Below are 26,496 nucleotides of genomic sequence, written 5' to 3' on the forward strand. Positions count from 1 at the left end.
TCCTGCGCGAAACCCGTCACTTCACGTCCGCGATAGATCGGCACTGCCAGCTCGCCGACCCAGCCGGCCAGGATCCGCTCGATGTGCTTCTGCCACAGCCCGAGCCCGTACGGGTGCCGGGTGGGAAAGTCGCTGATGTCCAAACGTGCGCGGGCGAACCCCGCGACCTGAGCCACCTGTCCCTCCGAGAGGAACCGATCGGCGATTCCGCGCTGGTCGAGGACCTCGATGGTGCGTGCGTGCAGACCGCCTGAGCGCTGGCCGTCCAGCTTCTGGCTCGCGCGCCGCTCGACAATGGCAGCGTCCACGCCTGCCAACGCGAGCTCTCCCGCCAACATCAGCCCTGTCGGGCCGCCTCCGGCAATCACGACCGCATGCTCGGTCATCGCCACACTCCCGTCGGCATCACGCCAACACGGGGCTGCGCCGCGAGCCCCATCACCGGTTCCATGTCTCCGCGCGACCCATGCGTCGACAACAACACACGCATTTCTGGCCCCCCATTTCCGTAGATGCTGGTCAAGGTCGGCGTCTCTGCGGCACGCTCCGGCCCTTGCCGCAAGCCCCCCAGTGCCCTATACATTTCGAGTGGGAGGAGTGGGTGCTCCCCTTCCCTCTCTCGCCCGCGATGGGCGGACGACCTCTTCGCGAAGCGGCGGCGCGCCGCGTACGGCAGTACCCATCGGCGCGGCGGAGAACGAACGGCACACCCAGCTGCGGGGGCGCACGGTCCCTCTCGCTTCGCTGCTCGGGATGTTCGCGACTTGCACCGTCGGCTTCTGCATGATCTTCATCCTCGATGCCGCGGCACAGAACATCCAGGTGTTCTCGGCTGCGTCGCGCCCTCGGAGAAGCCGAATCGGCTTCAGCTCCGCGACAAGAAGGAGGACGAAGTGCAGGCGATGCACGTGAACGATCGCATCGTCGTCGCGGCGAACAAGGATGGATCGCTGAGAGAGCTCGTGAAGTACCTGCGCGACGCGGTGGAGAGCGAGCTGCGGCGCGCGAAGAAGCGGAAGTCGAAGCTCGGCCCCATCAATCCGTTCCTCGACGAAGAGATCAAGCCGAAGATGTACCGGTCGCTCTATCTGACGCAGAAGGCAAAGAAGGAGAAGAAGACGCGAAAGAGCCTCGAGGACAGGGAGTTCAAGTTCAACGGGAGCAGCAACGTGATCCAGGGCGGATACGACAGTGCCTCTGAGGAAGAGAAGGATCTGTCCTCATAGAAGGGAGCGCGCGTGGAGATGAGAGGTCGACGCCGCGCCAGGGCCGTTCGCGTGGCCCTGGGGCTCGTCCTGTTGGGTGTGCTGGGGTGGGGCTATGCGGCCTGGATCGAGCCGTACTGGATCGAGGTGACCCATCACCGGATCCAGATCGTGGGACTGCCGCGGGAGCTGAAGGTCGCCCACGTGTCGGATCTGCACCTCCGGGAGTGGGGGCGGCGCGAGCGGCGGTTGCTCCAGCTCCTCGACGAGGAGCGGCCGGATCTGATTGTCATCACCGGGGACACAGCGTCTCCCGGAGTCCCGGACGCGGTGCGCCACGAGCTTCTCTCCCGGCTTCGCGCCCCGCAGGGGGTGTTTGCCGTCCGCGGCAACTGGGAGTTCTGGGCTCCCATGGAGGATGAAGAGCGCCTCTTCCAGCAGGCCGGCATCCAGGTCCTGGTCAACACCCGCCAGAAGGTCGCGGAGGCCCTGTGGCTCGTGGGCCTGGACGATGCGCTCGCGGGGGAGCCGGATCCCGGAAAGGCGTTCGTCGATCTTCCACCGGGGGCTCCTTGCATCGCCCTGAGCCACGTTCCTGCTGCCTTCGATCAGATCGCGGGGAGGTGCCCGCTGGTGCTGTCGGGACATACCCATGGGGGCCAGGTGCGCCTGCCTGGGATCGGGCCGCTGTGGCTCCCTCGCGGCTCCGGGAGCTACGAGGCCGGGTGGTACGAGCGCCAGGGCTCGAGGATGTACGTGAGCCGGGGCCTGGGGAACTCCATCCTGGACCTGCGCTTCCTGTGCCGGCCAGAGCTCGCCCTCATCACCCTGACCGGAGAGCGAGCGCTACCGTGAGGGCGGGCGCTCCCCCCAGCAGGCTCAGAGGAGGAGAGTGCGGGGATTGAGGCAGCTGCCCGGAAGGAGCGGATGAAGGAGAGGACGCCGCGAGAGGACTGGGCAGAGTTGCTGAGGAGGCGGTTCGACTTCGACGTGTTCGCCTGAGTGAGGTGTGGAGGCAGGCGGGGGGGGTCTTGGCGTACGTGAAGGGAGCACGAGGGGTGCGTGCGATAGTGGAGCCCCTGGGCTTAGCCACGGCATGTGCAAGGTTGGCCCGTCGCGAGGGCCACCCGAGAACTTTTGGTCTTGAGGCTCAAGCCGTGGCCCATCGCCTGCAGCGTCCTGATGGGAAGGGCGGCAAGGGTCGGCGTGTGCCTCAGACGGTGGAGCGGTGGGCGCTCCCACCTGGCACTCCCGCCCTCCGGCACTCGTCAGCAGCTCTCCTCTGCCTCTCTGCTCTCCCTCGTCCCCTTCAATCGTGCCCCTATCCTTCTTATGCGCGCCATCTCAGCCGTCGCGCTGCTTTTGACGGTCACCAGAATCAAACCGGCCTCCGCCAGCATGGCGTGATCGTCCGTCACGGAGAGACTCGCCGCAGGCACACGGCGGTCGCCGCCATCGAGATCGGTCAAGGTGAGGCCATGTGCCTGAAACTCCGCGACCATTCGTGGCCGAGCGAGGAAGCGCACCTCACGGCCCGCCGCTGCCAGCAATCCTCCGACGAAACAGCCGATGCTGCCCGCCCCTGCCACGACGATCGGTCCGTTCATCCCGTCTCTCCTCCGTGTCTGCCTTCAGGCAGAACCCTGCTTGTCATGCCCGAAGTACATCGACGCGGGCCTCGTGGCGAGCAACATGCCCAAAGGCGTCATGGTCGGGGTGCGGCTGAGCCACCACGCTTCGTGGCCATGCACCCGCACAACCAATAGAGAGGCCCTCGATCTGTTTAGAGGCGTTGGGAATTGAACCGGCCTCCAGGAGCTGATGCTCCTCTTTCGTCTTCTACGGTAGCGTGGCCGCCATGGCGTTGCGTTCACGGAGAACCCGTGAGGAGGGGAGCGCTTGGATCATCGAAAACGAAGTGGGAACCCGGTGGATGCGCTCAGCGATACCGCGGCGAAGGAGGCAGCGGCGGTGGAGCAGTATCGCAAACTCGCTGAGGTGCAGCCGGAGGAATTCCTCCCTCCGCTTGCACACAGCCTCCGAAACCTGAGCGTGAGGCAGAGCGAGTTGGGGCAGCGGAAGGAAGCGTTGGCCTCGATGCAGGAAGCGGTGGAGATCTACCGGAAGCTCACGGCGGCGCGGCCCGAGGCGTTCTTGCCCGGCCTCGCCACCAGCCTCGATGGCCTCGGCGCCCGGTGGCGCGAAATGGGCGAGCTTGAGAAGGCCCTGGCTCCCCTCCAAGATGCCGTCCGGCTCCGCCGCATCCTCGTCCGGAATCGCTCCGAAGACTTCCTGCCTGGCCTCGCCACCAGCTTCGACAACCTCGGCAACCTCTGGACTGAGCTGGGCAAGCGGGAGGAGGCGCTAGCCACCCTCCAAGAAGCCGTCCGGCTCCGCCGCATCCTCGCCCGGAATCGCTCCGACGCCACCTTCCTTATCGACCTCGCCATGAGCCTCAGCAACCTCGGCGAGGAGTGGGGCGCAGTGGGGAACTGGGAGGAGGCGCTGGCCACCACCCAGGAAGCCGTTGTGCACTACCGCGCGCTCGCCAACCGGGACCCCGGCGCCTCGTTCCACGGCCTCGCCCGCAGCCTCCGCAACCTCGGCAAGGGGTGGCGCTTGACGGGGGAATTGGGGGACTCGCTGGTTGCCGCACAGGAGGCCGTCCAGCACTACCGCGCGCTCGTCGAGCGTGACCCCGCCACCTTCCTCAAGGACTTCGCCATCAGCCTCGACAGTCTTGCCCTCACCCGCATTCAGCTGGGAAAGCAGGAGGAGGCGCTGGCTGCCGCGCAGGAAGCCGTCCAGCACCATCGCACTCTCGTCCAGCGTCAACCCGACGCAGCCCTCCCAGAACTCGCCAACAGCCTCAGCAACCTCGGCCTGATGTGGAGTGAGGTCGGTAAGGGGCAGGAGGCGCTGGCCGCGACCCAGGAGGCCGTCCAGTACCGTCGCGCGCTCGCCGAGCGGGACCCTGCAATCCTCCCCGGCCTGGCCGCCAGCGTCCTCAACCTCAGCAAATGCTTGCACGAGATGGGGAAGCTGAACGAGGCGCTGGCCGCGGCTCAGGAGGCCGTCCAGCGCTATCGCGCGCTCGCCCAGCAGCAACCCGAAGTCTTCCTCTCCTACCTTGCCCGCGGCTTCAACAACCTCGCAGTCATCTGGAACGCACTGGGCAACCCGGAGGAGGCGCAGGCCGCGGCCCGGGAATCCATCGTCTGCCGTCTCCCCCAGCCGCACCGTGAAGCGGTGGTCTCCAACCGCGAGGTGCTGATAGTCAACCCGCGATTCCAGCCGCACCGTGAGGCGGTGGTCTCCAACCCCGCAGGCGAGGTGGTGATGGAGACACTCTACGAGTCGAGTGTCTCCAAGCCCGCCGGCAGCCCCGACAGCCTCAGCACCTCGCGGCGCCCTCTGGGAAAGCGCGAGGAGGCGCTTGCCGCCGCCCAGGAAGAGGTTCAGCACTACCTCACGCTCGCTAAGGATCAGCCGGAGGCATTCCTGGAAAAACTCGCGAGCAGCCTCAACGACCTGGGTCGCGTACAGGGCGAGATGGGGCAGCATGAGGAGGCGCTGACCTCGTTACGGGAAGCGGTGGAGATTTCCCGGAGCCTAAACATCGTCATAGGGCAGCGAGCGCTGTGGCAGCGGGAGACGGCTCTGTCCCTACTTCGGCAGGCGGTAGAGATTCTCCGGGGGCTGGCCACAGAGCGGCCGGAGGTGTTCCTGCCTGATCTCTGTTTGAGTGTGTCCAGACTGGGAGCAGTGCAGAGCGCGCTGGGGCAGTTGGAGGCGGCACTGGCCTCGGCGCGCGAGGCGGTGGAGATTTCCCACAAGCTTGTCGCGGCGCAACCGGAGGCGTTCCTGAGCCACCTCGCGATCAGCCTCGGTGGCCTGGGGCGCGTGCAGGGCGAGTTGCTGGGACAGCACGAGGTGGCGCTGCCCTCGCTGCGAGAGGCGGTGGAGCTATTCCGGAAGCTCGCGGCAAAACAGCCGGAGGTGTTCCTGCCCCCCTTCGCTCAGAGTCTCCATAACCTGGGTCTGAGCCAGGGCGCGCTGGGGCAGTATGAGGCCGCGCTGGCCTCGACGCGGGAGGCGCTGGAGATTCGCCGGATACTCGCGGCCGAGCAGCCGGAGGCGTTCCTGTACGACCTCGCCATGAGCCTCAACAATCTGGGCAACTGCCAGAGGGAGCTGGGGCTGCCCGTGGCGGGGCTTGTCTCGATGGAAGAGTCAGTGGAGATTCTCCGGAAGCTCACGGCAGCGCAGCCGGAGAAATTCCTCCCCGAGTTCGCAATGCGCGTCGGCAATCTGGGCGAGATGCAGCAACACCTGGGGCAGCAGGAAGCGGCGCTGGTCTTCATCCGGGAGTCTGCTGAGGGATATCGCACGCTTGCCGAGCGTCACTCCCACGCCTCCCTTATCGATCTCCCCAAGAGACTCCAAGCCCTCGGCGTTGTGTGGCTCGGGCTGGGAAAGCAGAAGGAGGCGCTCGCCTCTGTCCAGGAGGCCATCCAGCACCTCAACGCGCTTGCCGAGAGTCATCCCGATCCCCGCATCCTCTTCAGCCTCCAGAGCCTCCACATCATGGGACTCCAGGTAGAAACGCCGGAGGCTGCGCTGGAGCTCAGCCAAGAAACCGTCGAGCAGCATCGCGGGCTCGCCGACCCAGAGTCTGATGCCGCCCTCTTCAATCTCGCTTACGGCCTCCACAACCTCGGCAACCTGTGGAGTGAGTTGGGAAAGAGGCAGGAGGCGCTGGCCGCCGCCCAGGAGTCCGTCCAGCACTACCGCACGCTCACCCAACGTCAGCCCAACGCCTTCCTCCCCAACCTCGCCAGCAGTCTCGACAGCCTCGGTGCCCGATTGAGCGCGATGGGAAAGAGCGAGGAGGCGCTGGCCGTCGCCCAGGAGTCCGTCCAGCACTACCGCACACTCGCCCAGCGTCACCCGGGTACCTTCCTCCCCGGCCTCGCCAAGAGCCTCAACGGGCTGGGTGCCCAATTGAGCGCGATGGGAAAGAGGGAGGAGGCGCTGGCCGCCACCCAAGAGTCCGTCCAGTACTACCGCACGCTCGCCCAGCATCACCCGGGCACCTTCTTCTCTGGCTTCGCGAAGAGCCTCAACGACATTGGCGTCCAGTAGGAGAGGAGGAGGGGAGGGCGGGATAGTGGAGCCCCTGGGCTTAGCCACGGCATGTGCAAGGTTGGCCCCGTCGCGAGGGCCACCCGAGAACTTTTGGTCTTGAGGCTCAAGCCGTGGCCCATCGCCTGCAGCGTCCTGATGGGAAGGGCGGCAAGGGTCGGCGTGTGCCCCAGACGGTGGAGCGGTGCGAGTCATCCCCGAAGAAGCCGACCCCGAGCGAGGGCAGGCACAGCACGGCCCCGAGCACGAGCGCCATCCCGCGCACACGCGGGAACGAGTGGAGCGGGAGGCGCTTCAGGCCGGATGCCTTACCAGGGGCAGTTGACCACGTGCACGGTGCGGGTGAGGGACGGGGCGCTGTTGCCGCCGCTGTCGGTCAGCGAGTACGTCACCGTGTAGGTGCCCGCGGCCCAGCCGTTCACCTCGCCGGAGCGCCACATGGTGTGCGTCAGGCTGCCATAGCACACGTCCGAGGCCGTCACGCCGGGGTCGTTCCACATGCTGCCGCAGGTGTGCGTCATCTCCGCCGCGCCGAGCATCTGCAGTCCGGGAGCCAGGCTGTCATTCACGTTCACAATGCGTTGGGCGCTCACCGCGAGGCGGGCCCAGTCCTGACGCGCTGCATTGCGGACAAGGACGCCTCGCGACGCATGCATCCATTTGGAGCCTCGAAGCGTATGTTGTAACCCCTTGTGGGCAAGGTGCGTATCCAGGGTACGTCGCTGAGACATGACCCTTTGATTCGGAACGATTCCCATGATCACCTCTCCCCCGAGCCGGCTCCCCCCCACCGTCACCACGGCGTCCACGCAGACGACCTCTCCCACGCCCGCGGTGACCCCGCCCGCGGCGACCCCGCCCGCGCCGACCTCCTACTTCCAGGATGGCTTCGACCGTCCCCAGGCAGCCCCCGTGAGCCTCAGCGGCAGTGGGAACGCGTCCCCGATCGACCTTCCGCCGTTCCTCAAGCGCCTCCTGCCTGACCCCGTGGGCCCGGAGCTGGTGCACCTGGACGAGGGGTGGACGCCGCAGGGTCAGGGCTACGACGCCAAGCGCGGCGAGGTGCTCACGACGTATTACGACGATAGCGGCGTGCTGCTCTCGGTCCAGGACAAGAAGAGCGGGAGCGAGACGCTCAATGTTCGCCTGGGAGGCAATGGCGAGTTCCCGCCCCCCACGCATGGCGGAGGCGTCTCGACGGAAGGAGACTCCGTCTACGTCTCGGACACGGATGGCATCTACGTCTACAGCCGCGAGGCCATCGAAGAGGCGGCGAAGAAGGGGACCGTCGCCGAGCCGCTCCAGGTGCTCGAGGTGCCCGCTGACACGGTCGACCCCGCCGATCCGAAGACCGGGCTGATCTCGAACGGCAGCTTCATGACCGTGAAGGACGGCTACGCCTACGTCGGAGGGTACAGCGAGGACGGCGATGGCAAGGCGGGCGCGGTCTGGCGGTACGAGATCAACCCGGACACGGGCGAACTCATCAAGAACGAGAACTCGCCGCAGGGGCCCATCCGCGCGCCAGACCGGGCTCAAGGCATCGCAGTGGTGGACGGCGCGCTGCTGTTCACCACCGGCGACCACAAGCTGGTGTACCAGCCATTCGACACGGACTCCTTCACGGCGGACATCGATGACCGGACCGATATCAGCAACGGGAAGATCGACCCATACGCGCAGGGGCTGAACATCATCGATGGGGAGCTCTGGGTGACGTACGAGAGCGGGGCGGACAAGTACAAGGACGACGTCAAGAACCCCCGGGAGCACATCCAGCGCATTCCCTTGGATGAGCTGGACCTCGACGAGGCGGGCCTGACGCCGGAGGACCTGCAGGGCTGAGCGGCCACGCGCAAGGCCCAGGCTCAGGGCTGGAAGAGGGCTCCGGTCTGCACCAGGGAGAGGGTCCTGGCCATCAGCCCGGTGGTAATGGTGGAGAACCATCTCGCAACGCCCTTGGGCACGGGCTCGGAGCAGAAGGCGATCAGCACCATCAAGGCGCTCGGGTTGATGAGGAAGCTGCCGCCCACGCCGAAGACCGTCTTCACCCCGTGAGTCCGGACGAAGTCCTGGTCGGGGATGACCTTCCGGCGCTGCGCATCCACCGTCGCCGCCGCGTCCGGCACGTAGAAGAGGCGTGACGCCACGCTGTTATCGAAGAGCGAGAGGTCGCTGGTGTCGATCCAATTGAGGCCCACGCCCATCTGCTGGAGCAGGCGAGCGACCATCGGGATGGAGCTGACGAGCTGGGAGGAGATCAGCGGGATGCCTTGATGCCCGCGGCTCCCCCTCCGATCGGTCCAGGCCAGCTTACGACCCGCGGTGCCCGCCAGCGCCAGGACGAGCGTGTCGGGCTTCAACAGAGCTCTTGCGCCCTGGACCTGGCTCGCGTCACCCACCGCGCGCTGGATGTCCACTGGCAGCCGCCGGTAGGGCACCGTGATGAACGTGCGCACGAGTACCAGCGAGGGCCGAAACGCGGCGTAGATCGCCTGCGTCACCTCCTGGGCCGTCTGCTCGAAGGTGGGCATGTGCGGCAACTGCTCGATTCGGCTGCGCACCGCGCTGACCTGCTCCAGGGTGCAGCTGCTCAGCCGAGTCTCAGGAAATGCCAGCATGAGCTAGACGCTAACCCCCCGTAGGGGCCACTTCCTAGCGCCCGATGGGGAGCTTCGTCACCGACGCGCAGCTCCAGCGCGCCCACAACGGGCTTCGAGCCTCCGAGAGCTTCGTGCCAGAGTAGCGCCCAGCGCCGCACTGTACTCCGGAAGGATCGATGGCATGGTGATCACGGTGACTTCCATCCGGCTCAGGAGCCTCTGGGGGTACTTCAGGCTCAGCCTCTTTGGCCTGAACATCCGCCGGCAGCTCAAGACGCAGCCCGGCTTTCTCAAGATCAGGAATCGAGGGTTCGGGTACCTGCACTACACCTTGACCGCCTGGGAGAGCGAAGAGGCGATGAGGGCGTTCGTCAGGGCAGGAGCCCACCTGACCGCCATGAAGAGCTCAAGGGCGCTCGGCAGGGAGATCAGGACATATACCTTCGTGGCGGACTCCATGCCGGGCTGGGAGGAAGCCCAGAGGCTGCTGTCTGCTCACGGGAAGGTGCTGTCCTTCTAAGCCTCATCGCGCCGGCCATCGTCGTGGATATCTCGGCCGATACCTCCAGGGACCGTGATGCCCAACTCCTGCCTTCCCATCTGGAGGCTTTCGAGAAGGAGCATGGCCGAATCGATCCTGGGACCATCGTCCTGGTGCGGACCGGCTGGGCGAAGCACTGGCCGGATCGGAAGGCATACTTCGGGGATGACACACCAGGGGATGCCTCGCGCCTCCACTTTCCGGGCATCTCTGCTGAGGCCACCTCTATTGCTCCGCGAAGAGCTCCTCGTAGTCCGACGCGCGCATGCGAGTCGTAATGGCCCGGTAGCTCTTCCCATTGTGCATGCACGTCCGGTGGAAAGGCCCCCCCAGCTCCGGAATCAGCTGCAGGCAGTTCAGCAAGCAGCCGCCGACGAAGGTCAGCGGCGCGCACTGCCCCTCCCCAGCCCCAGAGCCGCTCATCCCCGCGCAGGCTCGCGAGAGGTAGGCATTGTGGTCAATGAGCCGGTCCACACCGAAGAAGAGGCCCTCGTTCGTGAAGAGGTTGCCAAAGAAGCAGGCCTCGCGCGCCGAGTAGGTGTTGAGCTCGCTGGAGGTGTAGGGGATGAGGTTGCCTCGAGCGTCTCGCCCCAGCACGGAGATGGGCAGGTGCTGCCCGTACCGGTTCACATGCGCCAGCAGACACGCGGTGATGACCTCCTGCTCGGCCTCGTTGATGGCGGCTCCACCGGCCCAGTCAGGCGCCAGTCCCAGTCCCCCGCTCCAGGTGTAGATCTGACCCGTCCCCGGATCCGTATAGGAGCGCGTCTGCCCCGCAGGGACGGCGCACCGCACGACGTAGCCCATGACATGCGCGGCCAGCGCTGGCTCCTGCGCGAACCAGGCCGCGAACCCCTCGGAGGACAGGGCGCTGGCCGACAGCCCATTCGCTGGGAGCCCATTCACCGAGAACCCATTCACCGAGAACCCATTCACCGAGAACCCGTTCACCGAGAACCCGTTGGTCGAGCCGAGCCCCTGCTCCTGCTCCTCGAATGCAGGTGGATCCGGGAGGCCATCCGTGGGGCCACAGCCCAGGCTCCCCACCACCAGCAGCAACACCACTGGCAACCTCCAGCCACACGTCCCTACTTCCGCCTCGCCTCGCGTACTGCACACCGTCTTCTGGTTCACGCTTTGCATGAGTTCCCTTTTGTCCGGAGAGATGCACGCAGTACCGTTGAAATTGTACTGAGCGCCTGGAGAGCATCCGACACATGTGCTTTCCCTGTCTCTTCGAGGATCCAGTCGGGTGATGATTTTCCGCCAGATGGTGAACAGGGTGTGCCCGGGCCGTCCTGTTGCCGACACGGGGAAGGCGCGGTGCTGGAGTTGCTTCCGCCGACCATGAGCCCTCATGCCATGCCCATCGAAGCTCCCTCTGGCACGGTGGCCCTCGTCTTCACCGACATCCAGGGCTCCACCCTGATGTGGGAGCGCTCCAGCACCGTCATGCGGAGCGCGCTGGAGATCCACGATCGGATCCTGCGCTCGCTGCTGGTGCCCACCTCCGGCTACGAGGTGAAGACGCAGGGCGACTCGTTCATGGTCGCCTTTCCCTCCGTGGAGGACGCGCTGCGCTGGTGCCTGGACGTGCAGGAGGTGCTGCTGGATGCGCCGTGGCCGGAGGCGCTGCTGGCCTGGCCCGAGGCGGCGGAGGAGCGGGATGCGGGAGGCCTGCTGTACCGAGGCCTGCGCGTGCGCATGGGCGTGCACGTGGGCGAGCCCGAGCGGCGGGTGGACGCAGGCACGGGACGCATCGACTACATCGGCCGGATGGTGAACGTGGCGGCCCGTGTGGCGGATGCGGGCCATGGGGGGCAGGTGCTGCTGAGCGGGGCGGCGTGGGCTCAAGTCGCCGGCATCCAAGAGCACCTGGGCCAGCCCGCGGTGCGCATGCTCGGGAGCTTCCGGCTCCGGGGGATCTCCGAGCCCGTGCCCCTGCTGGAGCTCCTGCCTGTCTCGCTCTCGGGCCGGCGGTTCGAGGCCCTGCGCGTGCAGGAGGAGCGGCGCGGCAATCTCCCTCAGGAGCCGGGGGACATGATCGGCCGAGAGGAGGAGCTGGAGACGCTGCGGCTCTGGCTCGCGGAGGGAGCCCGGCTCATCACCCTCATGGGGCCGGGAGGCATGGGGAAGACGCGGCTGGCCACGCACTTCGGCAGCCTCGAGCTGGCCACCCGGGCCTGGGAGGGCGGCGTCTGGTGGTGCGAGCTCACCGAGGCGGCAAAGCTCGAGGACATCTGCCACGTCGTCGGGCAGGCGCTCGGGGTGCAGCTGACGAGCGGCACAGGTGAGGAGCGGGTGGAGCAGCTCGGCCGCGCGCTGAGCAGCCGCGGACCGGCCCTGGTCATCCTGGACAACCTCGAGCACCTGCTCCGGCACATGTCGGCCCCGCTCCGGCGCTGGCTCGTCCTGGCGCCGCAGTGCCGGTTCCTCCTCACCTCCCAGGAGTCGCTGCGCCTTGCGGGAGAGCGGATCCTGGATCTGGCTCCGCTGAGCCTGCCGGGCGAGGACGATCGCTCGCTGGAGGCGATCTCCCGCTCGGAGGCGGTGCGCCTGTTCGTCTTGAGGGCGAAGGCCGCGCAGGGGAGCTTCGAGCTGACGGCGGCCGAGGCACCGCTGGTGGCGGACATCGTCCGGCGGCTGGATGGGATTGCCCTGGCCATTGAGCTGGCGGCGGCGCGCACGGCATTGCTGGGGGTGGGGCAGATCCGGGAGCGGCTGTCCCGGCGCTTCGAGCTGCTGCGCATCGGGCAGCGGGACGCGGCGCAGCGGCAGGCGACGCTCCGGGGAGCCATTGACTGGTCGTGGAAGCTGCTCGACGAGACCGAGCAGGCCGTGTTGGCGCAGGGTTCGGTGTTCCGCGGGGGCTTCACGCTGGAGGCCGCCGAGGCCGTGCTCGTGCCGGCGCCGGGCGGGACGGAGGTGCTCGAGATTGTCCAAGCGCTGCGCTCCAAGTCGCTGCTGCGGGCGGGGGCCTCTGAGGGGCTGCAGGGCGAGCTGCGGCTGAGCCTGTACGAGAGCATCCGCGAGTACGCCTCCTCGCGGCTGGCGGAGCGGGGAGAGCGCGAGGCGCTGGTGGCGCGTCACGCAGAGTACTACCTGGCGCTGGCCAGAGGGCTGCACGGGCCTGCGCGCGCGGGGGGAGAGGCGCTGCGCCGGCTGATGCTGGAGCGAGAGAACCTGCTGGCCGTCTGTGAGCACGCGCTCGCGGCCCAGCCGCCGACGTCGGAGTCCGTGAAGCGGGCGCTGGAGGCGCTGGTGGCGCTGGAGCCGGACCTCGCCGCGCGGGGGCCGGTGGGCATGACGCTGCCCCAGCTGTATCAGGCGCTGGAGCTGGCGGAGAGACTCTGCAGAGACTCCCTGCTGCGGGCCGAGGCGCTGGCGGTCCGGGGCCGAGCGCACCTGGAGACGGGGCAGCTCGCCGCTGCCCGGAGGGATCTGGAGCAGGCGCGGGTGTCGTTCCGCGCCCTGGGCGAGGCGACCTGGGAGAAGCGGATCCTCGTCGATCTGTCGATCGTGGCCCGGCACGAGGGAGATGTGGCGCTGGGCTGGCGCTTCCTCCAGGAGGCGCGGAGCCTGCCCTCGGGAGGGGACCGGTGGCTCGAGGCATATACGGTGGGCAACCTGGGCATCACCGAGCAGGTGCGCAGCGGGCCCGGCGCGGCGCTCCCCTACCTGCATGAGGCGCTGGAGCTGTTCCGCGCCGTGGGAGACCGGACCTTCGAGGTGCTCTTCCTCAACAACCTGGCCAACGCCATTGGAGAGTCCGGGCGGACGGCAGAGGCCGTGGGCTTCCTGGAAGAGGCCTTCGCCAAGGCGCTGGGGGCAAGCAGCCGCTCCGGCGTGGCTGTCTCCCGGCTGAACCTGGGCTGCTTCCTGCTCGACGCGGATCGCCCCGCGGAGGCGTGCGAACACCTGGAGGCGGCGGCGGAGCTGGGGCGGCAGCTCGGGATGCGCTTCGTGGAGGGAGGTGCCGTGGGCGAGCTCGGCCGGGCCTTCATCATCTCGGGTGCGCTCGAGGTGGCTGAGTCCCACCTGATGATTGCTACGTCCACGCTGGCCCACGTGTCGCGGTGGCACGAGCTGCGGTTCTCCTTACACCTCGCCGCGGTCCAGGCGCTGCGGGGAGCGCTGCTGGAGGCGCGCAAGGGGTTCGCGGCGCTGAGCGCGGCGGCCGAGATCCGGAATGATCCGGTGCTGCGCGCGCTGGAGGCGTTGCTGGCTGCGACGGTGAAGCTCGCCGAGGCTCGAGCTGCGTCACCTGGCAGCCCGGAGGCCGCGCGGGGCTGGGAGGAGGTCCGCCGGCAGCTCGAGCAGGCCCGGAGCGTCCCCGCGGAGGCGGCCTCGTCCGATCTGCGCGGCTGGCTGCGGCTCCTGGAGCCGGAGCTGCGGGCCGGGTAGGGCCCACAGACCGGGCAGGACGCAGCGCGTCACTCTGAAGGCAGGTAAAAAAAATCCGCGGAATCGCACGGTCTCGCGATCCAGACCGTTCTCGATGCGACAAATGGGGAGAGTGGGCCCCCGCGGAAAACCACTTGGGGGGGGAGAAAAACGTGAAACGGCCACAAGCCTTGGGACTTAGCGTCCTGATGTGCCTGACCGCCTCGGGTGTGAGCGCGGCGGAGTCGAAGAAAAAGAGTGCGGAAGCGCAGCAGCAAGCCGAGCAGCAGCGCCAAGCCGAGGAGGCCGCGCGGCAGGCGGAGGCCCTGAAGCAGCAGGCCGAGGCCGAGCTCGAGGCTGCCCAGCGGAAGAAAGAAGAGCTCGAGAAGCAGTTCCAGGTTCAGCAGCTGCAGAAGGAAGCGGAAGAGAAAGCCAAGGCGGAGACGAAGCCGACGGGCCCCGAGCCCAAGCTCAACCTCCCCATCCGCTACTACGTCTACTCGGCCGTCTTCAGCGGGCTGGGTTATGCGACGGGGTTCCTCTCCCGTGGGCCCGAGCGCGACCTGCGCGATCCCGCCAAGCACCCCACCCAGGACAAGACGCTGTCGCTCTACCGAAGGGCGCACTACGGCGGGCTCATCTCCAAGGGCTTCTACAGTCTGTCGGGCGCGGTGGGCGCCTTCGCCGCCTACAAGACGCAGAGCGCCGTGCGTGAGTACCTCACCGCCAAGGCGCAGATGGCCGCGCTTCAGAAGGAGGCGGACCAGCGTCTCGCCAAGGCGCAGAGCCCCGAGGAGCGCAAGGCCACCGAGGTGACCAACGCCCTGCTGCTGCCGCCGGAGCCGGTCGCCACGGAGCTGCTCGTCACCGCTCCCGAGCCGCCGCCCCTCCAGGCCGGCTTCTTCCTGAGTCCCGCGGGAGATGCCTCTGTCTCCCTCTCCGTGAGTTTCTAGCCAAGGCTCCGAGCATCGACATGTCTCTACGCACCTCTCTCTGTATCGCCGCGGTGGTGTTCACCGCGCTCACCGCCGTGAGCTGTTCCCCCCCCCTCATCCGTTGCGAGACGGACGAGCACTGCACCGAGGACATGAAGTGCGATGTCCGCCAGGGGCTGTGTGTGGACAAGGGGACGCATATCGAACCCGACGGCGGCACCGTCACCGGCGGGAGCACCGACTGCCTCGCCAGTGGCTGCCCGTCGAGCAGTGACTGCATCACGGCCTATGGCCAGCCGGTCTGTCTGACGGGCCACCAGCCTCCGGGGAAAGACCGATGAAACGCCTCCTGTTGCTCGCACCGCTGGGACTTCTGGCCTGTGGAGGCCACAAGACCGAGACGCTGACCTACGACGGTCACGAGCTCGAGCCCAAGTCCATCCTCTTCGCTCGCGTGCCCATCCCGGGCAACGAGTTCACCGTCGCCGTCATCAGCGACCAGGGCGACGCCTGCAGCCAGTTCGATGGGCTGGCCTGCCTGCCGCAGCCGCATCTGGGCACCTCGCTGGTGTTCCGCACCCCGAGCTTCGAGCAGGGCACGCGGACCGTGGGCGGCGATCTCTCCGCACGCTGGCTCGACTTCCAGGGCGTCCGGGTCCTGTCGGGCCCAGCGTCCAGCGGCCAGCTCGAGGTGGACCAGTCCGAAGACGAGAAAGAGTTCGGTGGCACCTTCAACCTGACGCTCCCGCTGGGACAAGTGCAAGGGGAGTTCACCGCCGAGTTCTGCAAGCCGATGCGCGACTACTACCTGGGCTGTCCCGACTCCCAGTAGCTCTACCCATGGAAGGAATACGCATGAGCCTGAAGACGCTGCTCTGCCTGGGGGCCCTCGTGAGTGGGTTCGCCCTGGCCGGCTGCTCTGTATTGCAGTCGGATGAGCTCAAGAGCTGTACCGCGGACGAGTTCTGTCCTGACGACTCTCTCTGTCACCCGCTCGCCAAGGTGTGCGTCAAGAGCTGCGAGTCGCCCACGGACTGCCCCGACACCGCCAAGTCCTGCACGGGCGTGAGCGCCGCGCGGATGTTCTGCGAGTGCCAGGGCACCGAGCTGTGCGACGGAGACGAGAACATCATCTGCACCAGCGCGGAGAAGATCTGCGCGCCCAAGTGCACGAGCGATGTGGACTGCACCTTCGGACGCCAGTGCGACACGGCCACGGGCAACTGCCAGAGCCTGTGAGAGGTTGAAGTAAGAAGGCCCGGTCTCCTCTGTGGAGACCGGGCCTTTTGTGTTTCAGGGTGCCTACTCGGCGTGCGCGGTGGCCGCGAGGGCCGCCTCGACCTGGGCCTTGAACTCCAGCTTCCCGCTGGAGGCCAGGTAGCTCTTGAAGGTCTCCGCCGCCTCCTTCACGTCCCCCTCGGCGTACTGCGCCATGCCCTGGGCGTAGAGGGCGGAGGGATCCGCCTTCTTGGCGAAGGCCTCGCCGTAGAACTTCGCCGCCTCCATGAAGCGCCCGGCCTTGAAGGCCTTGTCGCCGCTGGTGGCCTCGGCCTTGGCCTCCTTGGCGATCTTCGAGCCGATGGACACGCCCTTCGCCATCATCTGGGGCGCGCCCCCCATGGCCAGCAGCATCTGCCGGGCCTGCTCGGCCTGCTCACCCTTGGGAGCGCTGGCGAGGAAGCCGGCGAGCGCCGCCCGGGCCTCGGCCCCCCTGCCTGCCTGGGCGTTGGCCATGCCCTCAGCGAACAGGGCCACCCCCTGCTGGGACTTCTCGTAGGCCTGATCATAGAAGGCCTTGGCCTCGGCGAACTTGCCGGCCGCATAGGCCTCATCGCCCTTCTTGGCCACCTCCTTGGCGCCGGCCTCCATCTTGTCGGCCACGTTCACCTTCACCGCCGTGTACACGCTGGCGGCAATGCCGCCCACCAGGCCCACCGCGGTGTTGGCCACTCCGCCCACCACGCCCACGACGCCGCCCACCAGGCCCTTGCCCGCCTTCACTCCCGCCTCGGTCGCGGCCTCGGTGCGGTACTTGAGCTCGCCCGCGCCGGCCAGGTAGGACTCGAAGAGGCTCTTGGCCTCGGCCTTGTTGCCCAGGGACTTGTGCGTCTGGGCCAGGGCATAGAGGAAGTCCGGATCCTTGGTATCGGCGAACCCCTCGCCGTAGGCGGCCAGGGCGGCCCGCAAGTCACCCGCCGAGAAGGCCTTGTCGCCAGCGTCAGCCTCCTCCTTGCCGGCGATCTCGACATCCCCCGAGATGGTGATCTGCACCTTGGGCCCGGCCAGCGCCGGAGTCGTCCAAGCCATGGCCAGCGCTGCACCCAGCGTCAACTGCTTCTTCATCGACATGCGGTACCCCCACTTGAATGAGTTGGGAGCGCTCATCCGAGTCCGTTGCGGACATGGAAGGTGTCAGCGCCCCAACCTTCTTGAAAGGAGAGGCCCCCGCTGGCTCAAAAAAAACGACTCGCCCTCGACATCGAGACGCTCGCCACGTTTCAGGGGTGTGACGGCTGACTCATGAGTCGCTGCCGCTCCGCTTGAAGTCCGGGAGCCTGCCTCGTGGATGATTGGAGCACCGACTGCTTAGTGGACGTGCACAGGCGGAGGGGAGCAGCCGCACGGCCATGGCTCACTTCGGCAGCTTGCCCTGCTCCTTGAGGACGGTCAGATCGGAGAAGCCACCGATGAGCGTCCCCTCGATGAAGACCATCGGGAACGTCGGGAAACCCGCCCACAGCTTGAGGGCCAGGCGCTGCTTCCACATGGAGAGGTAGCTCCCGTATTCGATGTACGTGAACGGGATGCCCTCGGCGTCCAGCAGCTTGCGCGCCCGCTTCACCACCGGGTTCTGCGCCATCCCCACCACCACCACCTTGTCACGTGCCACCGTGGTGGCCACGTGCTCGACGATGGCGCGGTGGAACTTGCCGACCTGCTCATGAACAGCCGGAGCCACCTTGTCCTGCGAGAGTGTCAGACGTGCCATGGGCTACCTTCCTTCCAGTGTGGACCCGCGGGCGGGGAAGCTAGCAGTGCGGTCACCGCAACGCACAGGCCACTACTCAAGGCGCGGGCAGGCAAGGATTCTGCGCAGGTTCCCTACACCCTGAGTGGGAGCCAAGCCTGCTCCCGGTCTACGATCGCTCCCAAGAATGGATGAGTCCGCCAAGTCCTCCCCGCCGCTCCAAGACGCGGAGGACTCCACTCTCCGGCGACCCTCGAACGAAGCGGTCCCCTCCGCCTCGGATGCGTTCGCCGTCACGCTCGACCCGAACCCGAAGACTCCCTCTCAGGGAGGGGTGGCGCGCGAGGCGCGTGGCTTGAACCTGCCGCTGGTGGCGCGCGAGCGGTACCTGCTGGAGGGCGTCGTCGCTGAGGGGGGCCACGGCCGCATCCTCCGCGCCCAGGATCTTCACCTCGAGCGCATCGTCGCGCTCAAGGAGCCCATCGCCCCGGGCCCCTCCACCGAGGACAGGTTCCTGCGCGAGGCCCGCATCACCGCTCGCCTCCAGCACCCCTCCATCGTCCCCGTCTACGAGGCCGGACGCTGGCCCGGCGGCGAGCCCTTCTACGCCATGAAGCTCTTGTCCGGACGCTCCCTGGCTCGCCTCATCGAGTCCATGGGCCCCCTGGACGAGCGCCTGGCCGCCCTGCCTCACGTGCTCGCCGTCGCCGAGGCCATGGCCTACGCACACTCCCAGCGCGTCATCCACCGCGACCTCAAGCCCTCCAACATCCTGGTCGGTGAGTTCGGTGAGACTGTCGTCATCGACTGGGGGCTCGCCAAGGAGCTCGACAAGCCGGAGCCTCCACCGGATGCCGCCGACCCCGCTCCCTTCGCCTCACCGGAGCCCGAGCGCACCCAGCTGGGCACCATCCTGGGGACTCCGGCCTATATGCCTCCGGAGCAGGCCGCGGGCGAGCCCGTGGACGAGCGCGCCGACGTGTATGCGCTGGGCGCCATCCTCTATCACCTGCTGTCGGGCCGGGCGCCCTACCTGGGAGCGACTTCTCAGGAGGTCCTCCAGCGCGTGCGCTCCGAGGATCCCACCCCGCTGGCCCGGCTCCAGCCCCGGCTCACCCAGGAGGTGCTGGACCTCGTCTCCCGTGCCATGGCGCGCGCGCCGGCACAGCGCTACCCCACCGCTCGCGAGCTGGCCGAGGATCTGCGCCGCTTCCTGCGCGGCCAGCTGGTGAACGCACACCGCTACACCCCCTGGGAGCGCCTGCTGCGCTTCGTCCGCAAGCACCGGGCCACCCTCACCGTCTCGACGGTGGCGCTGGCGGCGATCCTGGTGAGCGAGGTGCTGGACCACCAGCGCCTCCATCGGGAGCGGGATCGCGCCGAGCAGAAGCAGAAGGAGGCGGAGGAGGCCGAGCGCAAGGCCACCCAGCGCGCCGACTCGCTCACGGTGATGGAGGCCCGCTCGGCGGTGGCGCAGTCTCCCGAGCGCGTCTTCCCCCTGCTGGACTCGCTGTCGCCGGGCTTCAGTGAGTGGGGCCGGGCTCGCACGCTGGCGGAGGCCGCGCTGGCGCAGGGCATCCCCACCACCCTCCGAGGCCACACCGGCGCCCTCAACCAGGCCCTCTTCTCGCCGGACGGACGCCAGCTGGTCACCGCCAGCGACGACTACACCGTCCGCCTCTGGGACGTGGCCTCCGGCACCGGCCGCATCCTGGAGAGCTACGAGGATGAAGTGTGGCGAGGCGTCTTCTCGCCGGATGGACGGTACGTGGCCTCCAGCAGCAAGGACGGGCAGGTGCGCCTGCTCGAGCTGGCCACGGGCACCTCCCGCTCGTTCCCCGGTCCTACCGGCGCCGTTGGAGCCCTGCGCTTCTCGCCGGACGGGCGCCTGATCTACTCCGGCGACACCGCCGGACAGATCTGGCTCTGGGACGTGACGTCCGGTCAGGGCCGGCAGATCGGCACCCATGAAGGAGAGGTGGTGGACGTCCTTCTCCTGTCCGGCGGGCGGCACCTGCTGTCAGCGGGATCACGGGACCAGACCGTGCGGCTGTGGGACGTGGAGAGCGGCTCAGGCCGGATCCTCGCCCCCCGCTCACACTCCCTCACCATCCTGGCTGTCGCCCCACGGGGCAATGCCTTCGCGGTCGCCACCACCCAGGGACAGGTCCTCTTGTGGGATGCCCCGGACCAACGCCACCGCACGCTCGAAGGAAAGCACGGCTCCATCCAGTCCCTCGAGTTCTCCCCAGACGGGCGCTACCTCGCGGCCCACGCCGCCAAAGGGCCTGTCCTCTTGTGGGAGCTGGCGAGCGGCGACCCGCAGACCTTCGAGAGCGCCCCCGGCTGGTGGTCGTCGCTGGGCTTCTCCAGGGATGGGCGGTGGCTGGCCTCCGGCGGGCGGGATGGCAAGGTCCGGCTGTGGGAGCTGGGGACCGACCTGCGTCGCGTGCTGCACGGCGCTACCGGCGCGATCAGCACGGTGAGCTTCTCTCCCGATGGGCAGCGGCTGGTCTCCGCCAGCCATGACGGCTCGGCCCGCATCCACGAGGTGAACGAGCGCTCGACTCGCATCCTGGCGAGACACGAGCCACAGCCTCCCGTGGGCCTTGCCCCGCATGAGCTGCAATCCCAGACCCTGCCGGAGCTCCAAGGGGTGATGCTGAACAAGGTGCTCGTGCTGGGGGTCATGCCTGACGGGCAGCGCGTGCTGTCCGTCGGCGGGCCGGATGCTCACCTCCTCCTGTCCCGCCTGGAGGACAGCTCCACCCAGGAAGTGCGAGCTCATCCCAGCGAGCTGACTGCGGCCTTCGCGCCCCCGGCGGGCAGCAAGCTCGTCATCGCGGCGAAGGACGGCACGGTCACGCTCTGGGATGACCGGGGCCGGCGGCTCCAGCAGTTCAGTGGACCCGCCCACCCCATCAAGGCACTGACCCTCTCGGCCGACGGAGCCTGGGTGGCCGCGGGAGATGTCTCGGGCGCGATCTGGCTCTGGGACGCAGCCTCGGGCCAGGGGCGTGCCCTCGGGCAACACAAGGACCTCGTGCGCACGCTGGCGTTCTCGCCGGATGGACGGCACCTGGCCTCGGGAGGGAGAGATGGGACCCTGCGCCTCTGGGAGCTGGCGAGCGGCACGGAGCACGGGGTGTACCGTCATCGGGGTGAGATCTCGATCCTGGCCTTCTCGCCTGATGGCCACTTCCTGGCATCCGGAAGCATGGACCACACGGCCTGGGTGCAGCGGCTGGATCCGCGCTCCGAACTGCCGCTGACCCCGGACTCCGGGCAGCGGCTGGACCTGAGCGCCATTGGCGTCCGCGAGCTGCGCTTCTCGCCGGACGGGCGAGAGCTCTTCATCGCGAGCATGGGAGACCCCATGGTGCGGCGCTGGGAGCTCCAGACGGGCAAGTTCCTGGAGCCCCTCCAAGGCCACACCCACTACGTGCTCGAGCTGGCCTTCTCACCCGAGGGCCAGCGTCTGGCGACCGCCAGCGTGGACGGCACCCTCCGCGTGTGGGATCTGCAGAGCGGCGAGAGCCGAGTCCTGAGAGGCCATGACGGCCCTGTTCTTCACGTGGCCTTCTCGCGGGATGGGCGCTACGTGCTGTCCGCCGGACAGGACGGCACGGTGCGCAGCTGGCGGGACGAGCTGCCCTTGGAGCCTTCGGCGCTACGCTCCTGGGTGAGGGATCAGGCCCGACGGTGAGACGCGCGGCCCTCAGGCCTGGGCCTGGGGCTCTTCCAGTCCCAGGTGCGCGGCGTGCTCACGGCGGGAGGGGGCCTCCACCCCTCGCGCCCGGCGGATGCGAGAGACGATCCGAAGCGCCTCCTGCTCCGTGTCGGCGAACTCGATGTCCACCCGCCACTTCCCGGTGAGGTAGAGAGCAATGACGATGGCCTTGGTGATGGCGCGCTGCAGCGCATCCGCCCCCACGTAGATGAGCCCGTGGAACCACTGCGCGTGGAGGCTCTGGGAGAGCCGCTCCCGCGCGGCCTTGTCGATCGTGGACTCGGTGACATCCGAGATGACGAAGATGGGCCGCTCGGCGGCCACCGTCCGGACGATGGACACCAGGCTGTCCACATCCTCGACCCGCGTAGGCCCTCGCCAGGTCAGCCGCAGCAGATCCGGCTCCTCCCAGCGCGCGCTGTGGGTTCCGAACGTCCACTCGTTGATCAGACTCATGGCACCCCTCCCCCTTACGTCCTGGGAAGTTAGGAATGCCTCGCCAACCTCCAAGGGGCACCCGGAGAGAAGTCAGGGCTCCGGGTGCCACGTGTGGACTGTTGGAGGATCGGGATGCTCACCCGACGACAGAAGGGACTCCGAAGGGACTACTTCGTCGGGGGCGGCGGGGCCTTGGAGCCCATGCCCGTCGGCGGCGTGGCCGACTTGCCCGGGGGCGGGGAGCCCGGCGTGTTCTGCGGGATCATCGGGTTGGGGGGCGCCATGCCCGGAGTGACGTCCAGCAGCTCCACCTCGAAAATGAGCGTGGCACCGCCCGGGATGTCCGGCGGGGCACCGCGGTCGCCGTAGGCGATGTCCGACGGGCACACCAGCCGGGCCTTGCCGCCCACCTTCATCTTCTGCACACCCTCCGTCCAGCAGCGGATGACGCCGTTGAGCGGGAAGGTGGCGGGCTCGCCGCGCTTGAAGGAGCTGTCGAACTCCTTGCCGTCCGTGAGGGTGCCCCGGTAGTGGACCTTGACCACGTCCTGGGCGGTGGGCTGCGCGCCGGTGCCGGCCTGCGTCTCCTTGTAGATGAGGCCCGACTCGGTCTTCTGCGCGCCCTCCTCCTTGGCGGCCGCCTCCAGGAAGGCCTTGCCCTTCTCCTTCTCACCGGCCGACTTGGCGGACTGGCGGGCCATGGCCAGGCTCTGGATCTTCGGCCCGTACTCCTGGATGTCCACCGGGGCCTTGTCGCCCTTCACCTGGGCGGAGATGCCGGCCTTCACGAACTCGAGCTCTTCGGGGGTGAGGTTGAACATCCCGACGCTGCGGCCGATGGAGAGTCCCAGCGCGTACAGCGTCTTCTGGTCCTCGGTCTGCGGGTTGGCGGGCGAGCCCGCGCCGGCGCTGGCGCCCGTGGTGCCCGCGGTGCCTTCGGTGCCTTTGTTGTCTGCTGGCTTCTGGCAGCCGGCCACCGCCAGCGCCAAGGCCAATACCCAGATTTTCCGCATGTCTTCGCCTTTCCTTGCGTAGGGGCAGCGGATGGCCGCTGCCAGCAGGGGCCACTTACTACAGAACCGGGCACGGCTCGCGCTTTCCGTCCATCTTCCTGGCTGCCCCCCCCACCTGAGGCGACAGGCCGGCAGGTTTCCTGCCTCCCAAGTCTGCGCCCGGCCCTGGGGACTACCGCCGCCGGGAGAAGACGGTCTCGGAGAGGACCAGCAGCACGACGGCGCCGATGATGGCGCCGATCCAGCTGGAGGGGCCGGGGTTGCGCCAGTTGCCGCCGAAGATGAGCGCGGAGAGGAAGCCGCCCACGAAGGAGCCTCCGATGCCCAGCAGCGTGGTGCGGATGAAGCCGATGTGCTGATGGCCGGGCATGATGAAGCGGGCGATCAGCCCCACGACAAAGCCGAAGACGATCCAACTCAGCAGTGACCACATGGTATCCGTCTCCTCATGGGCGCGGGGCAGCCCGCGCGAATTCCTGACTATACGGCCCGTTGCTCCACTGATTTCAAGAGCTCCTCAGGGCTTCTCCGCCTGTGTGAAGGTAGCAGACCCATAAGCGATGGCGGCAACGCCCCCGATGATGACGAACTCGACCCTTGCGTCGAGCAACAGGCGGAGGAGTTCAGGGGTTCGTTGCATCGTCGGCTGATCCCTTGGGCCGCAGCGTCTCGTAGAGCTCGGTCATGCGCTGTAGCTGTTCGATTCGCTCGGTGGGAGTCAACTGCAGGTTCTCCTCGAGCAGGGAGACATCCACGCCTCCCTGCGAGGGGGCTTCCCCTGCTCAATACCGTCGCAGGAACGCGGTGATGTCCGCCTTGTTGCGCTCCCACGAGGCGACACACAGGTCCACGCGCTCCAGCGACCGTGCGAGCACCAGCGGCGCTCCATCCACACCGCTCGCGCGCGGGGAGAAGAACGCCGCGGCATCGTCCCGTGAGGCCTTGTCGCAGAAGACGCCCGGCACCCCGAACAGCACCTGCGACGCCTCCATGGCGGTCATCCCCTCGGCCAGCATGTCGAAGTGCTCCTTCACGAAGGCGTACGCGACGGCCCGAGTCTCCCGCCTGTTCAGCGCGGAGAACAGCAGGCCCAAGCTGTCACGGGGTGAGAACGTCCCATCCACCATGAGCCCCAGCGCCTCCCGCGCGAGCCCTGGGTCCCGGAAGCTCCCAAGCACCGCGAGGAGCAGGCCCCGCTTCTCGGGTTGCTCTTCCTTCTTGGCCTGGCTCAACACGGCGTCGAAGAAGGCCCGGTCACTGGCAAAGGCGGCGACGAAGAGCACCGCGTCCACGCTGTCTGGAGCCACGGCCGAGGGGTCCTTCAGCCACGCCTTGGCCAGCTCACGAGCCTCGGCGAGGAGCGCGGCATCCCTTCCACTGATGGCGGCCGTGCCGACGAGCATGTTCCGCATCCTCCGCGTGTCCTCGTCTTCTCCTGGGCGCGGCCGCCAGCCCAGCGCGCGAGCCCGTGGCACCACCAGCGCGTGCACGAGGCGCTGGTAGTGGGGAAGCCACTCGTCCGGCAGATCAACGGGGCGAAGGAGGCCCAGCATGGCCAGTCCCGCCTCGGTGGAGGCACGGTCCTGCTCTCTCAGCAGCTTGGGCAGCATGGCGAGCGCCTCGCCGATGGGGAGCCGGCCCGTGCTGGCGAACACCCGCAGATCCGCGAGGAAGGCACCGCGCTCGCGGGGTGTGAGCGGCTTCAGGTCCGCCTTCACGAGCTTCTGGCGAAGCGGCTCGCTGTAGGCCACGCGGTAGTAGCCTCGCGCCTCCTCGTTGGCGGCAATCCAGGCGGGGCAGGCCTTGGCCTCGGAGAGCACGAGCTCCCCCTCAGGCTCGGTGAGCAAGGTGCAGGCGCGGCCCTGCGGCCCCGCCCCGCCATAGCGGACGCAGAGGGGGATGTACCACCGCTGAGCGGGCGGCGCACTCTTCGGCGGGCTGGCGAAGAAGCGGGCCTGTGCGAGCTTCAGGCGCGGGGGTTTGCCTGGGGCGCACTCCAGCTCCACGGAGACGAGCGGGGCTCCGGGCTGATCGATGAAGGTGCTCATCGCAGTGGCCACATCGCGCCCGGACTCGGCGCTGAGCGCGGCGAGCAGATCCGCGGAGGTGGCGGTGCTCCAGGCGTGCTTGTGCATGAAGCGCCGGATGCCCCGCTGGAAGGTCTCCTCTCCCAGCCAGGACTCGAACATGCCGAGCACGGCCGAGCCCTTGAAGTAGGTGATGCTGTTGTCAAACGCGCTCTCGAAGTCGGTGCGCGAGGTGAGCGGCTGGCGCATGGGGCGGGAGGAGGCGAGCCCATCCGTGGAGAGGGCGGAGAGGTGCTCCCACAGCCGGTCCTGCTGCTCCTTCCACGAGGGCTCCAGCCGATCGATGAGCTTCGCCTCGAGCCAGGTGGCCGAGGACTCGTTGAGCCAGAGCTCGTCCCACCAGGCCATGGTGACGTAGTCGCCGAACCAGTAGTGGGCCAGCTCGTGGATGGCGATGCGGGCGTACATCTGCTGGCGCGGGAGTGTCTCCTCCTTTGGAGGAATGAGCGTGAGCGGCTGCCCGAGCGCCACCAGGCCTGGGTGCTCCAACGTCCCCTGGTAGCGCGGCACCACGGCGACGTCGAGCTTGCCGAAGGGGTACGCCATGTCGAAGTAGTCCTCGAGCGCAGTGACGAGGCGCGGCGTCACCTTGAGGGCATAGCCCAGCTCGCCGCGGCGGCCCTGGGGGAGGATGAAGCGCAGCGGCGTCTGGCTCCGGCCGAAGGTGCCGGCATCCACCACCTCGAAGGGGCCGACGACGAAGGCAATGAGGTAGCTGGGCAGCGGCTTCGTCTCGGCGAAGGTGACAACCTTTGTGCCATCCGCGAGTGGAGCGCCCTGGGACTCGACGGGAGTATTGGCGAGCGCCACGTCCCCGGCGCGCACACGCAGACGGAGGCGCCAGGGCACCTTGAACTCGGGCTCATCGAAGCAGGGGAAGACGCGCCGGGCGTCCACGGGCTGGAAGAGGGTGTAGGCGTACCAGGCCTCCTTCTCCTGCTCACGGTAGAGGCCGCGGGTGCGCTCCTTGTCGATGAGGCCCTCGTAGGAGATCGAGAGGCGTGCGAGCCCTGGCCCGATGGGGCGCTCGAAGGCAAAGCCCACGAAGTCCCTGTCTCCAGGCACGACGCGCGCGGCCAGGGTGGTACCGCCGAGAGAGAGCTGAGCGGAGGAGACCTTGAGCTCGGTGGCGTTGAGCCAGAGGAGCGAGGTGGCCTCGGTCACCTCCAGATCGATGTCGATCTTCCCCTGAAAGGAGTCCTGGGTGGGGATGACGGTGAGCTCAGCGGCGTAGCGCAGGGGACGCGCGGTCTTCGGGAGGCGCAGCTCGGGAGGCGTGGGAGCGGTGAGTGGCTCGGTCCGGGCAGGAGCCGCCTCCGCGATAGGAGTCGAGGGCTCGGAGGTGGGTGCGGTGGTGGGCGCGGTGGTGGCACAGGCGGCGCACAGCAGGGGCACGAGGACCCACACGACCGGCCGGAGCGGAGGGAGCGTCATCATGAGGGCGCGTT

24 protein-coding genes are annotated in these 26,496 nt (G+C 68.0%); 12 read left to right on the forward strand and 12 right to left on the reverse strand.

The genetic code is table 11. From position 1 onward, the window contains the following. Window positions 1–386 (reverse strand): FAD-dependent monooxygenase (locus tag VD972_RS30080; RefSeq protein WP_324992209.1); only part of this gene is annotated, 386 nt, incomplete at its 3' end. 516 nt (window positions 387–902) lie between these two features. On the opposite strand from VD972_RS30080, the gene VD972_RS30085 reads away from it, so the two are divergent. Then, complete coding sequence (locus VD972_RS30085; RefSeq protein WP_324992210.1) at window positions 903–1,226, forward strand: hypothetical protein; 324 nt, start codon at window positions 903–905, stop codon at window positions 1,224–1,226. Window positions 1,227–1,244: 18 nt separating this feature from the next. Continuing rightward, window positions 1,245–2,060 (forward strand): metallophosphoesterase, encoded by an 816-nt coding sequence (locus tag VD972_RS30090; protein WP_324992211.1) that lies wholly within the window; start codon window positions 1,245–1,247, stop codon window positions 2,058–2,060. Between the two features lie 413 nt (window positions 2,061–2,473). Here VD972_RS30090 and VD972_RS30095 read toward each other — a convergent pair whose 3' ends face one another. Further along, complete coding sequence (locus VD972_RS30095) at window positions 2,474–2,812, reverse strand: 2-dehydropantoate 2-reductase N-terminal domain-containing protein (protein WP_324992212.1); 339 nt, start codon at window positions 2,810–2,812, stop codon at window positions 2,474–2,476. 292 nt (window positions 2,813–3,104) lie between these two features. Between VD972_RS30095 and VD972_RS30100 the strand changes: the two genes are divergently transcribed. Continuing rightward, window positions 3,105–6,350, forward strand: a complete 3,246-nt coding sequence (locus VD972_RS30100; RefSeq protein ID WP_324992213.1) for a tetratricopeptide repeat protein — start codon at window positions 3,105–3,107, stop codon at window positions 6,348–6,350. Between the two features lie 308 nt (window positions 6,351–6,658). Here VD972_RS30100 and VD972_RS30105 read toward each other — a convergent pair whose 3' ends face one another. Next, complete coding sequence (locus tag VD972_RS30105) at window positions 6,659–7,006, reverse strand: DUF5011 domain-containing protein (RefSeq protein ID WP_324992214.1); 348 nt, start codon at window positions 7,004–7,006, stop codon at window positions 6,659–6,661. A 100-nt stretch (window positions 7,007–7,106) separates the two neighbouring features. Between VD972_RS30105 and VD972_RS30110 the strand changes: the two genes are divergently transcribed. Continuing rightward, complete coding sequence (locus VD972_RS30110) at window positions 7,107–8,195, forward strand: hypothetical protein (protein WP_324992215.1); 1,089 nt, start codon at window positions 7,107–7,109, stop codon at window positions 8,193–8,195. Between the two features lie 23 nt (window positions 8,196–8,218). On the opposite strand, the gene VD972_RS30115 is transcribed toward VD972_RS30110, so the two are convergent. Further along, window positions 8,219–8,971 carry a hypothetical protein gene (locus tag VD972_RS30115; RefSeq protein ID WP_324992216.1) on the reverse strand — a complete coding sequence of 251 codons (753 nt, stop codon included), beginning with the start codon at window positions 8,969–8,971 and terminating at the stop codon, window positions 8,219–8,221. A 163-nt stretch (window positions 8,972–9,134) separates the two neighbouring features. On the opposite strand from VD972_RS30115, the gene VD972_RS30120 reads away from it, so the two are divergent. Continuing rightward, a complete protein-coding gene (locus VD972_RS30120; RefSeq protein ID WP_324992217.1) occupies window positions 9,135–9,473 on the forward strand; it encodes a hypothetical protein in 339 nt (112 codons plus the stop codon). A gap of 23 nt (window positions 9,474–9,496) precedes the next feature. Then, window positions 9,497–9,772: a cyclase family protein gene (locus tag VD972_RS30125; RefSeq protein WP_324992218.1), complete on the forward strand. Its 276-nt coding sequence runs from the start codon at window positions 9,497–9,499 to the stop codon at window positions 9,770–9,772. On the opposite strand, the gene VD972_RS30130 is transcribed toward VD972_RS30125, so the two are convergent. Next, window positions 9,720–10,637 (reverse strand): hypothetical protein, encoded by a 918-nt coding sequence (locus tag VD972_RS30130; RefSeq protein WP_324992219.1) that lies wholly within the window; start codon window positions 10,635–10,637, stop codon window positions 9,720–9,722. The genes VD972_RS30125 and VD972_RS30130 overlap by 53 nt on opposite strands. 204 nt (window positions 10,638–10,841) lie before the next feature. Between VD972_RS30130 and VD972_RS30135 the strand changes: the two genes are divergently transcribed. The 5 genes from VD972_RS30135 (at window position 10,842) to VD972_RS30155 (ending at window position 16,051) form a co-directional block, all read left to right on the forward strand. After that, window positions 10,842–13,898, forward strand: a complete 3,057-nt coding sequence (locus VD972_RS30135; protein WP_324992220.1) for an ATP-binding protein — start codon at window positions 10,842–10,844, stop codon at window positions 13,896–13,898. A gap of 152 nt (window positions 13,899–14,050) precedes the next feature. Continuing rightward, window positions 14,051–14,830: a hypothetical protein gene (locus VD972_RS30140; protein WP_324992221.1), complete on the forward strand. Its 780-nt coding sequence runs from the start codon at window positions 14,051–14,053 to the stop codon at window positions 14,828–14,830. Between the two features lie 20 nt (window positions 14,831–14,850). Next, window positions 14,851–15,153: a hypothetical protein gene (locus VD972_RS30145; protein ID WP_324992222.1), complete on the forward strand. Its 303-nt coding sequence runs from the start codon at window positions 14,851–14,853 to the stop codon at window positions 15,151–15,153. Further along, window positions 15,150–15,644 carry a hypothetical protein gene (locus tag VD972_RS30150; RefSeq protein WP_324992223.1) on the forward strand — a complete coding sequence of 165 codons (495 nt, stop codon included), beginning with the start codon at window positions 15,150–15,152 and terminating at the stop codon, window positions 15,642–15,644. The genes VD972_RS30145 and VD972_RS30150 overlap by 4 nt, the downstream gene beginning before the upstream one ends. Before the next feature lie 23 nt (window positions 15,645–15,667). After that, complete coding sequence (locus VD972_RS30155; protein WP_324992224.1) at window positions 15,668–16,051, forward strand: hypothetical protein; 384 nt, start codon at window positions 15,668–15,670, stop codon at window positions 16,049–16,051. Window positions 16,052–16,114: 63 nt separating this feature from the next. Here the strand turns inward: VD972_RS30155 and VD972_RS30160 are convergent, their stop codons facing one another. Together VD972_RS30160 and VD972_RS30165 are read right to left on the reverse strand one after the other, a co-directional pair. Continuing rightward, entirely contained in the window at window positions 16,115–17,161 is a 1,047-nt protein-coding gene (locus VD972_RS30160) for a tetratricopeptide repeat protein (protein ID WP_324992225.1), read from the reverse strand. 283 nt (window positions 17,162–17,444) lie between these two features. Then, the gene (locus VD972_RS30165; RefSeq protein WP_324992226.1) at window positions 17,445–17,801 is read right to left on the reverse strand and encodes a glutaredoxin; all 357 of its coding nucleotides are present in this window, start codon (window positions 17,799–17,801) and stop codon (window positions 17,445–17,447) included. A gap of 166 nt (window positions 17,802–17,967) precedes the next feature. On the opposite strand from VD972_RS30165, the gene VD972_RS30170 reads away from it, so the two are divergent. Continuing rightward, on the forward strand, window positions 17,968–21,486 hold the full coding sequence (locus tag VD972_RS30170) for a serine/threonine-protein kinase (protein ID WP_324992227.1): 3,519 nt from the start codon (window positions 17,968–17,970) through the stop codon (window positions 21,484–21,486). A 12-nt stretch (window positions 21,487–21,498) separates the two neighbouring features. Here VD972_RS30170 and VD972_RS30175 read toward each other — a convergent pair whose 3' ends face one another. From VD972_RS30175 to VD972_RS30195, 5 genes are all read right to left on the reverse strand, one after another. Then, the gene (locus VD972_RS30175; protein ID WP_324992228.1) at window positions 21,499–21,966 is read right to left on the reverse strand and encodes a hypothetical protein; all 468 of its coding nucleotides are present in this window, start codon (window positions 21,964–21,966) and stop codon (window positions 21,499–21,501) included. A 149-nt stretch (window positions 21,967–22,115) separates the two neighbouring features. Further along, on the reverse strand, window positions 22,116–22,961 hold the full coding sequence (locus VD972_RS30180) for an FKBP-type peptidyl-prolyl cis-trans isomerase (protein WP_324992229.1): 846 nt from the start codon (window positions 22,959–22,961) through the stop codon (window positions 22,116–22,118). Window positions 22,962–23,133: 172 nt separating this feature from the next. After that, window positions 23,134–23,394, reverse strand: coding sequence for a GlsB/YeaQ/YmgE family stress response membrane protein (locus VD972_RS30185; protein ID WP_324992230.1), 261 nt, complete (start codon window positions 23,392–23,394; stop codon window positions 23,134–23,136). A gap of 190 nt (window positions 23,395–23,584) precedes the next feature. Then, the gene (locus tag VD972_RS30190) at window positions 23,585–23,716 is read right to left on the reverse strand and encodes a hypothetical protein (RefSeq protein ID WP_324992231.1); all 132 of its coding nucleotides are present in this window, start codon (window positions 23,714–23,716) and stop codon (window positions 23,585–23,587) included. A gap of 27 nt (window positions 23,717–23,743) precedes the next feature. Then, on the reverse strand, window positions 23,744–26,485 hold the full coding sequence (locus VD972_RS30195) for a M1 family metallopeptidase (RefSeq protein ID WP_324992232.1): 2,742 nt from the start codon (window positions 26,483–26,485) through the stop codon (window positions 23,744–23,746). Window positions 26,486–26,496 lie beyond the last annotated feature (11 nt).

Origin of the sequence: Hyalangium sp. (assembly GCF_035629615.1) — a bacterium.
Classification (GTDB): domain Bacteria; phylum Myxococcota; class Myxococcia; order Myxococcales; family Myxococcaceae; genus Hyalangium.

Coding starts and splice junctions, on each gene's coding strand:
- VD972_RS30110 (WP_324992215.1), top strand. CDS start 7,107: ATGATCACCTCTCCCCCGAGCCGGCTCCCCCCCACCGTCACCACGGCG.
- VD972_RS30155 (WP_324992224.1), top strand. CDS start 15,668: ATGAGCCTGAAGACGCTGCTCTGCCTGGGGGCCCTCGTGAGTGGGTTC.
- VD972_RS30085 (WP_324992210.1), top strand. CDS start 903: ATGCACGTGAACGATCGCATCGTCGTCGCGGCGAACAAGGATGGATCG.
- VD972_RS30105 (WP_324992214.1), bottom strand. CDS start 7,006: ATGCATGCGTCGCGAGGCGTCCTTGTCCGCAATGCAGCGCGTCAGGAC.
- VD972_RS30130 (WP_324992219.1), bottom strand. CDS start 10,637: ATGCAAAGCGTGAACCAGAAGACGGTGTGCAGTACGCGAGGCGAGGCG.
- VD972_RS30175 (WP_324992228.1), bottom strand. CDS start 21,966: ATGAGTCTGATCAACGAGTGGACGTTCGGAACCCACAGCGCGCGCTGG.
- VD972_RS30185 (WP_324992230.1), bottom strand. CDS start 23,394: ATGTGGTCACTGCTGAGTTGGATCGTCTTCGGCTTTGTCGTGGGGCTG.
- VD972_RS30145 (WP_324992222.1), top strand. CDS start 14,851: ATGTCTCTACGCACCTCTCTCTGTATCGCCGCGGTGGTGTTCACCGCG.
- VD972_RS30115 (WP_324992216.1), bottom strand. CDS start 8,971: ATGCTGGCATTTCCTGAGACTCGGCTGAGCAGCTGCACCCTGGAGCAG.
- VD972_RS30090 (WP_324992211.1), top strand. CDS start 1,245: ATGAGAGGTCGACGCCGCGCCAGGGCCGTTCGCGTGGCCCTGGGGCTC.
- VD972_RS30160 (WP_324992225.1), bottom strand. CDS start 17,161: ATGTCGATGAAGAAGCAGTTGACGCTGGGTGCAGCGCTGGCCATGGCT.
- VD972_RS30180 (WP_324992229.1), bottom strand. CDS start 22,961: ATGCGGAAAATCTGGGTATTGGCCTTGGCGCTGGCGGTGGCCGGCTGC.
- VD972_RS30120 (WP_324992217.1), top strand. CDS start 9,135: ATGGTGATCACGGTGACTTCCATCCGGCTCAGGAGCCTCTGGGGGTAC.
- VD972_RS30165 (WP_324992226.1), bottom strand. CDS start 17,801: ATGGCACGTCTGACACTCTCGCAGGACAAGGTGGCTCCGGCTGTTCAT.
- VD972_RS30095 (WP_324992212.1), bottom strand. CDS start 2,812: ATGAACGGACCGATCGTCGTGGCAGGGGCGGGCAGCATCGGCTGTTTC.
- VD972_RS30135 (WP_324992220.1), top strand. CDS start 10,842: ATGAGCCCTCATGCCATGCCCATCGAAGCTCCCTCTGGCACGGTGGCC.
- VD972_RS30170 (WP_324992227.1), top strand. CDS start 17,968: ATGGATGAGTCCGCCAAGTCCTCCCCGCCGCTCCAAGACGCGGAGGAC.
- VD972_RS30150 (WP_324992223.1), top strand. CDS start 15,150: ATGAAACGCCTCCTGTTGCTCGCACCGCTGGGACTTCTGGCCTGTGGA.
- VD972_RS30195 (WP_324992232.1), bottom strand. CDS start 26,485: ATGATGACGCTCCCTCCGCTCCGGCCGGTCGTGTGGGTCCTCGTGCCC.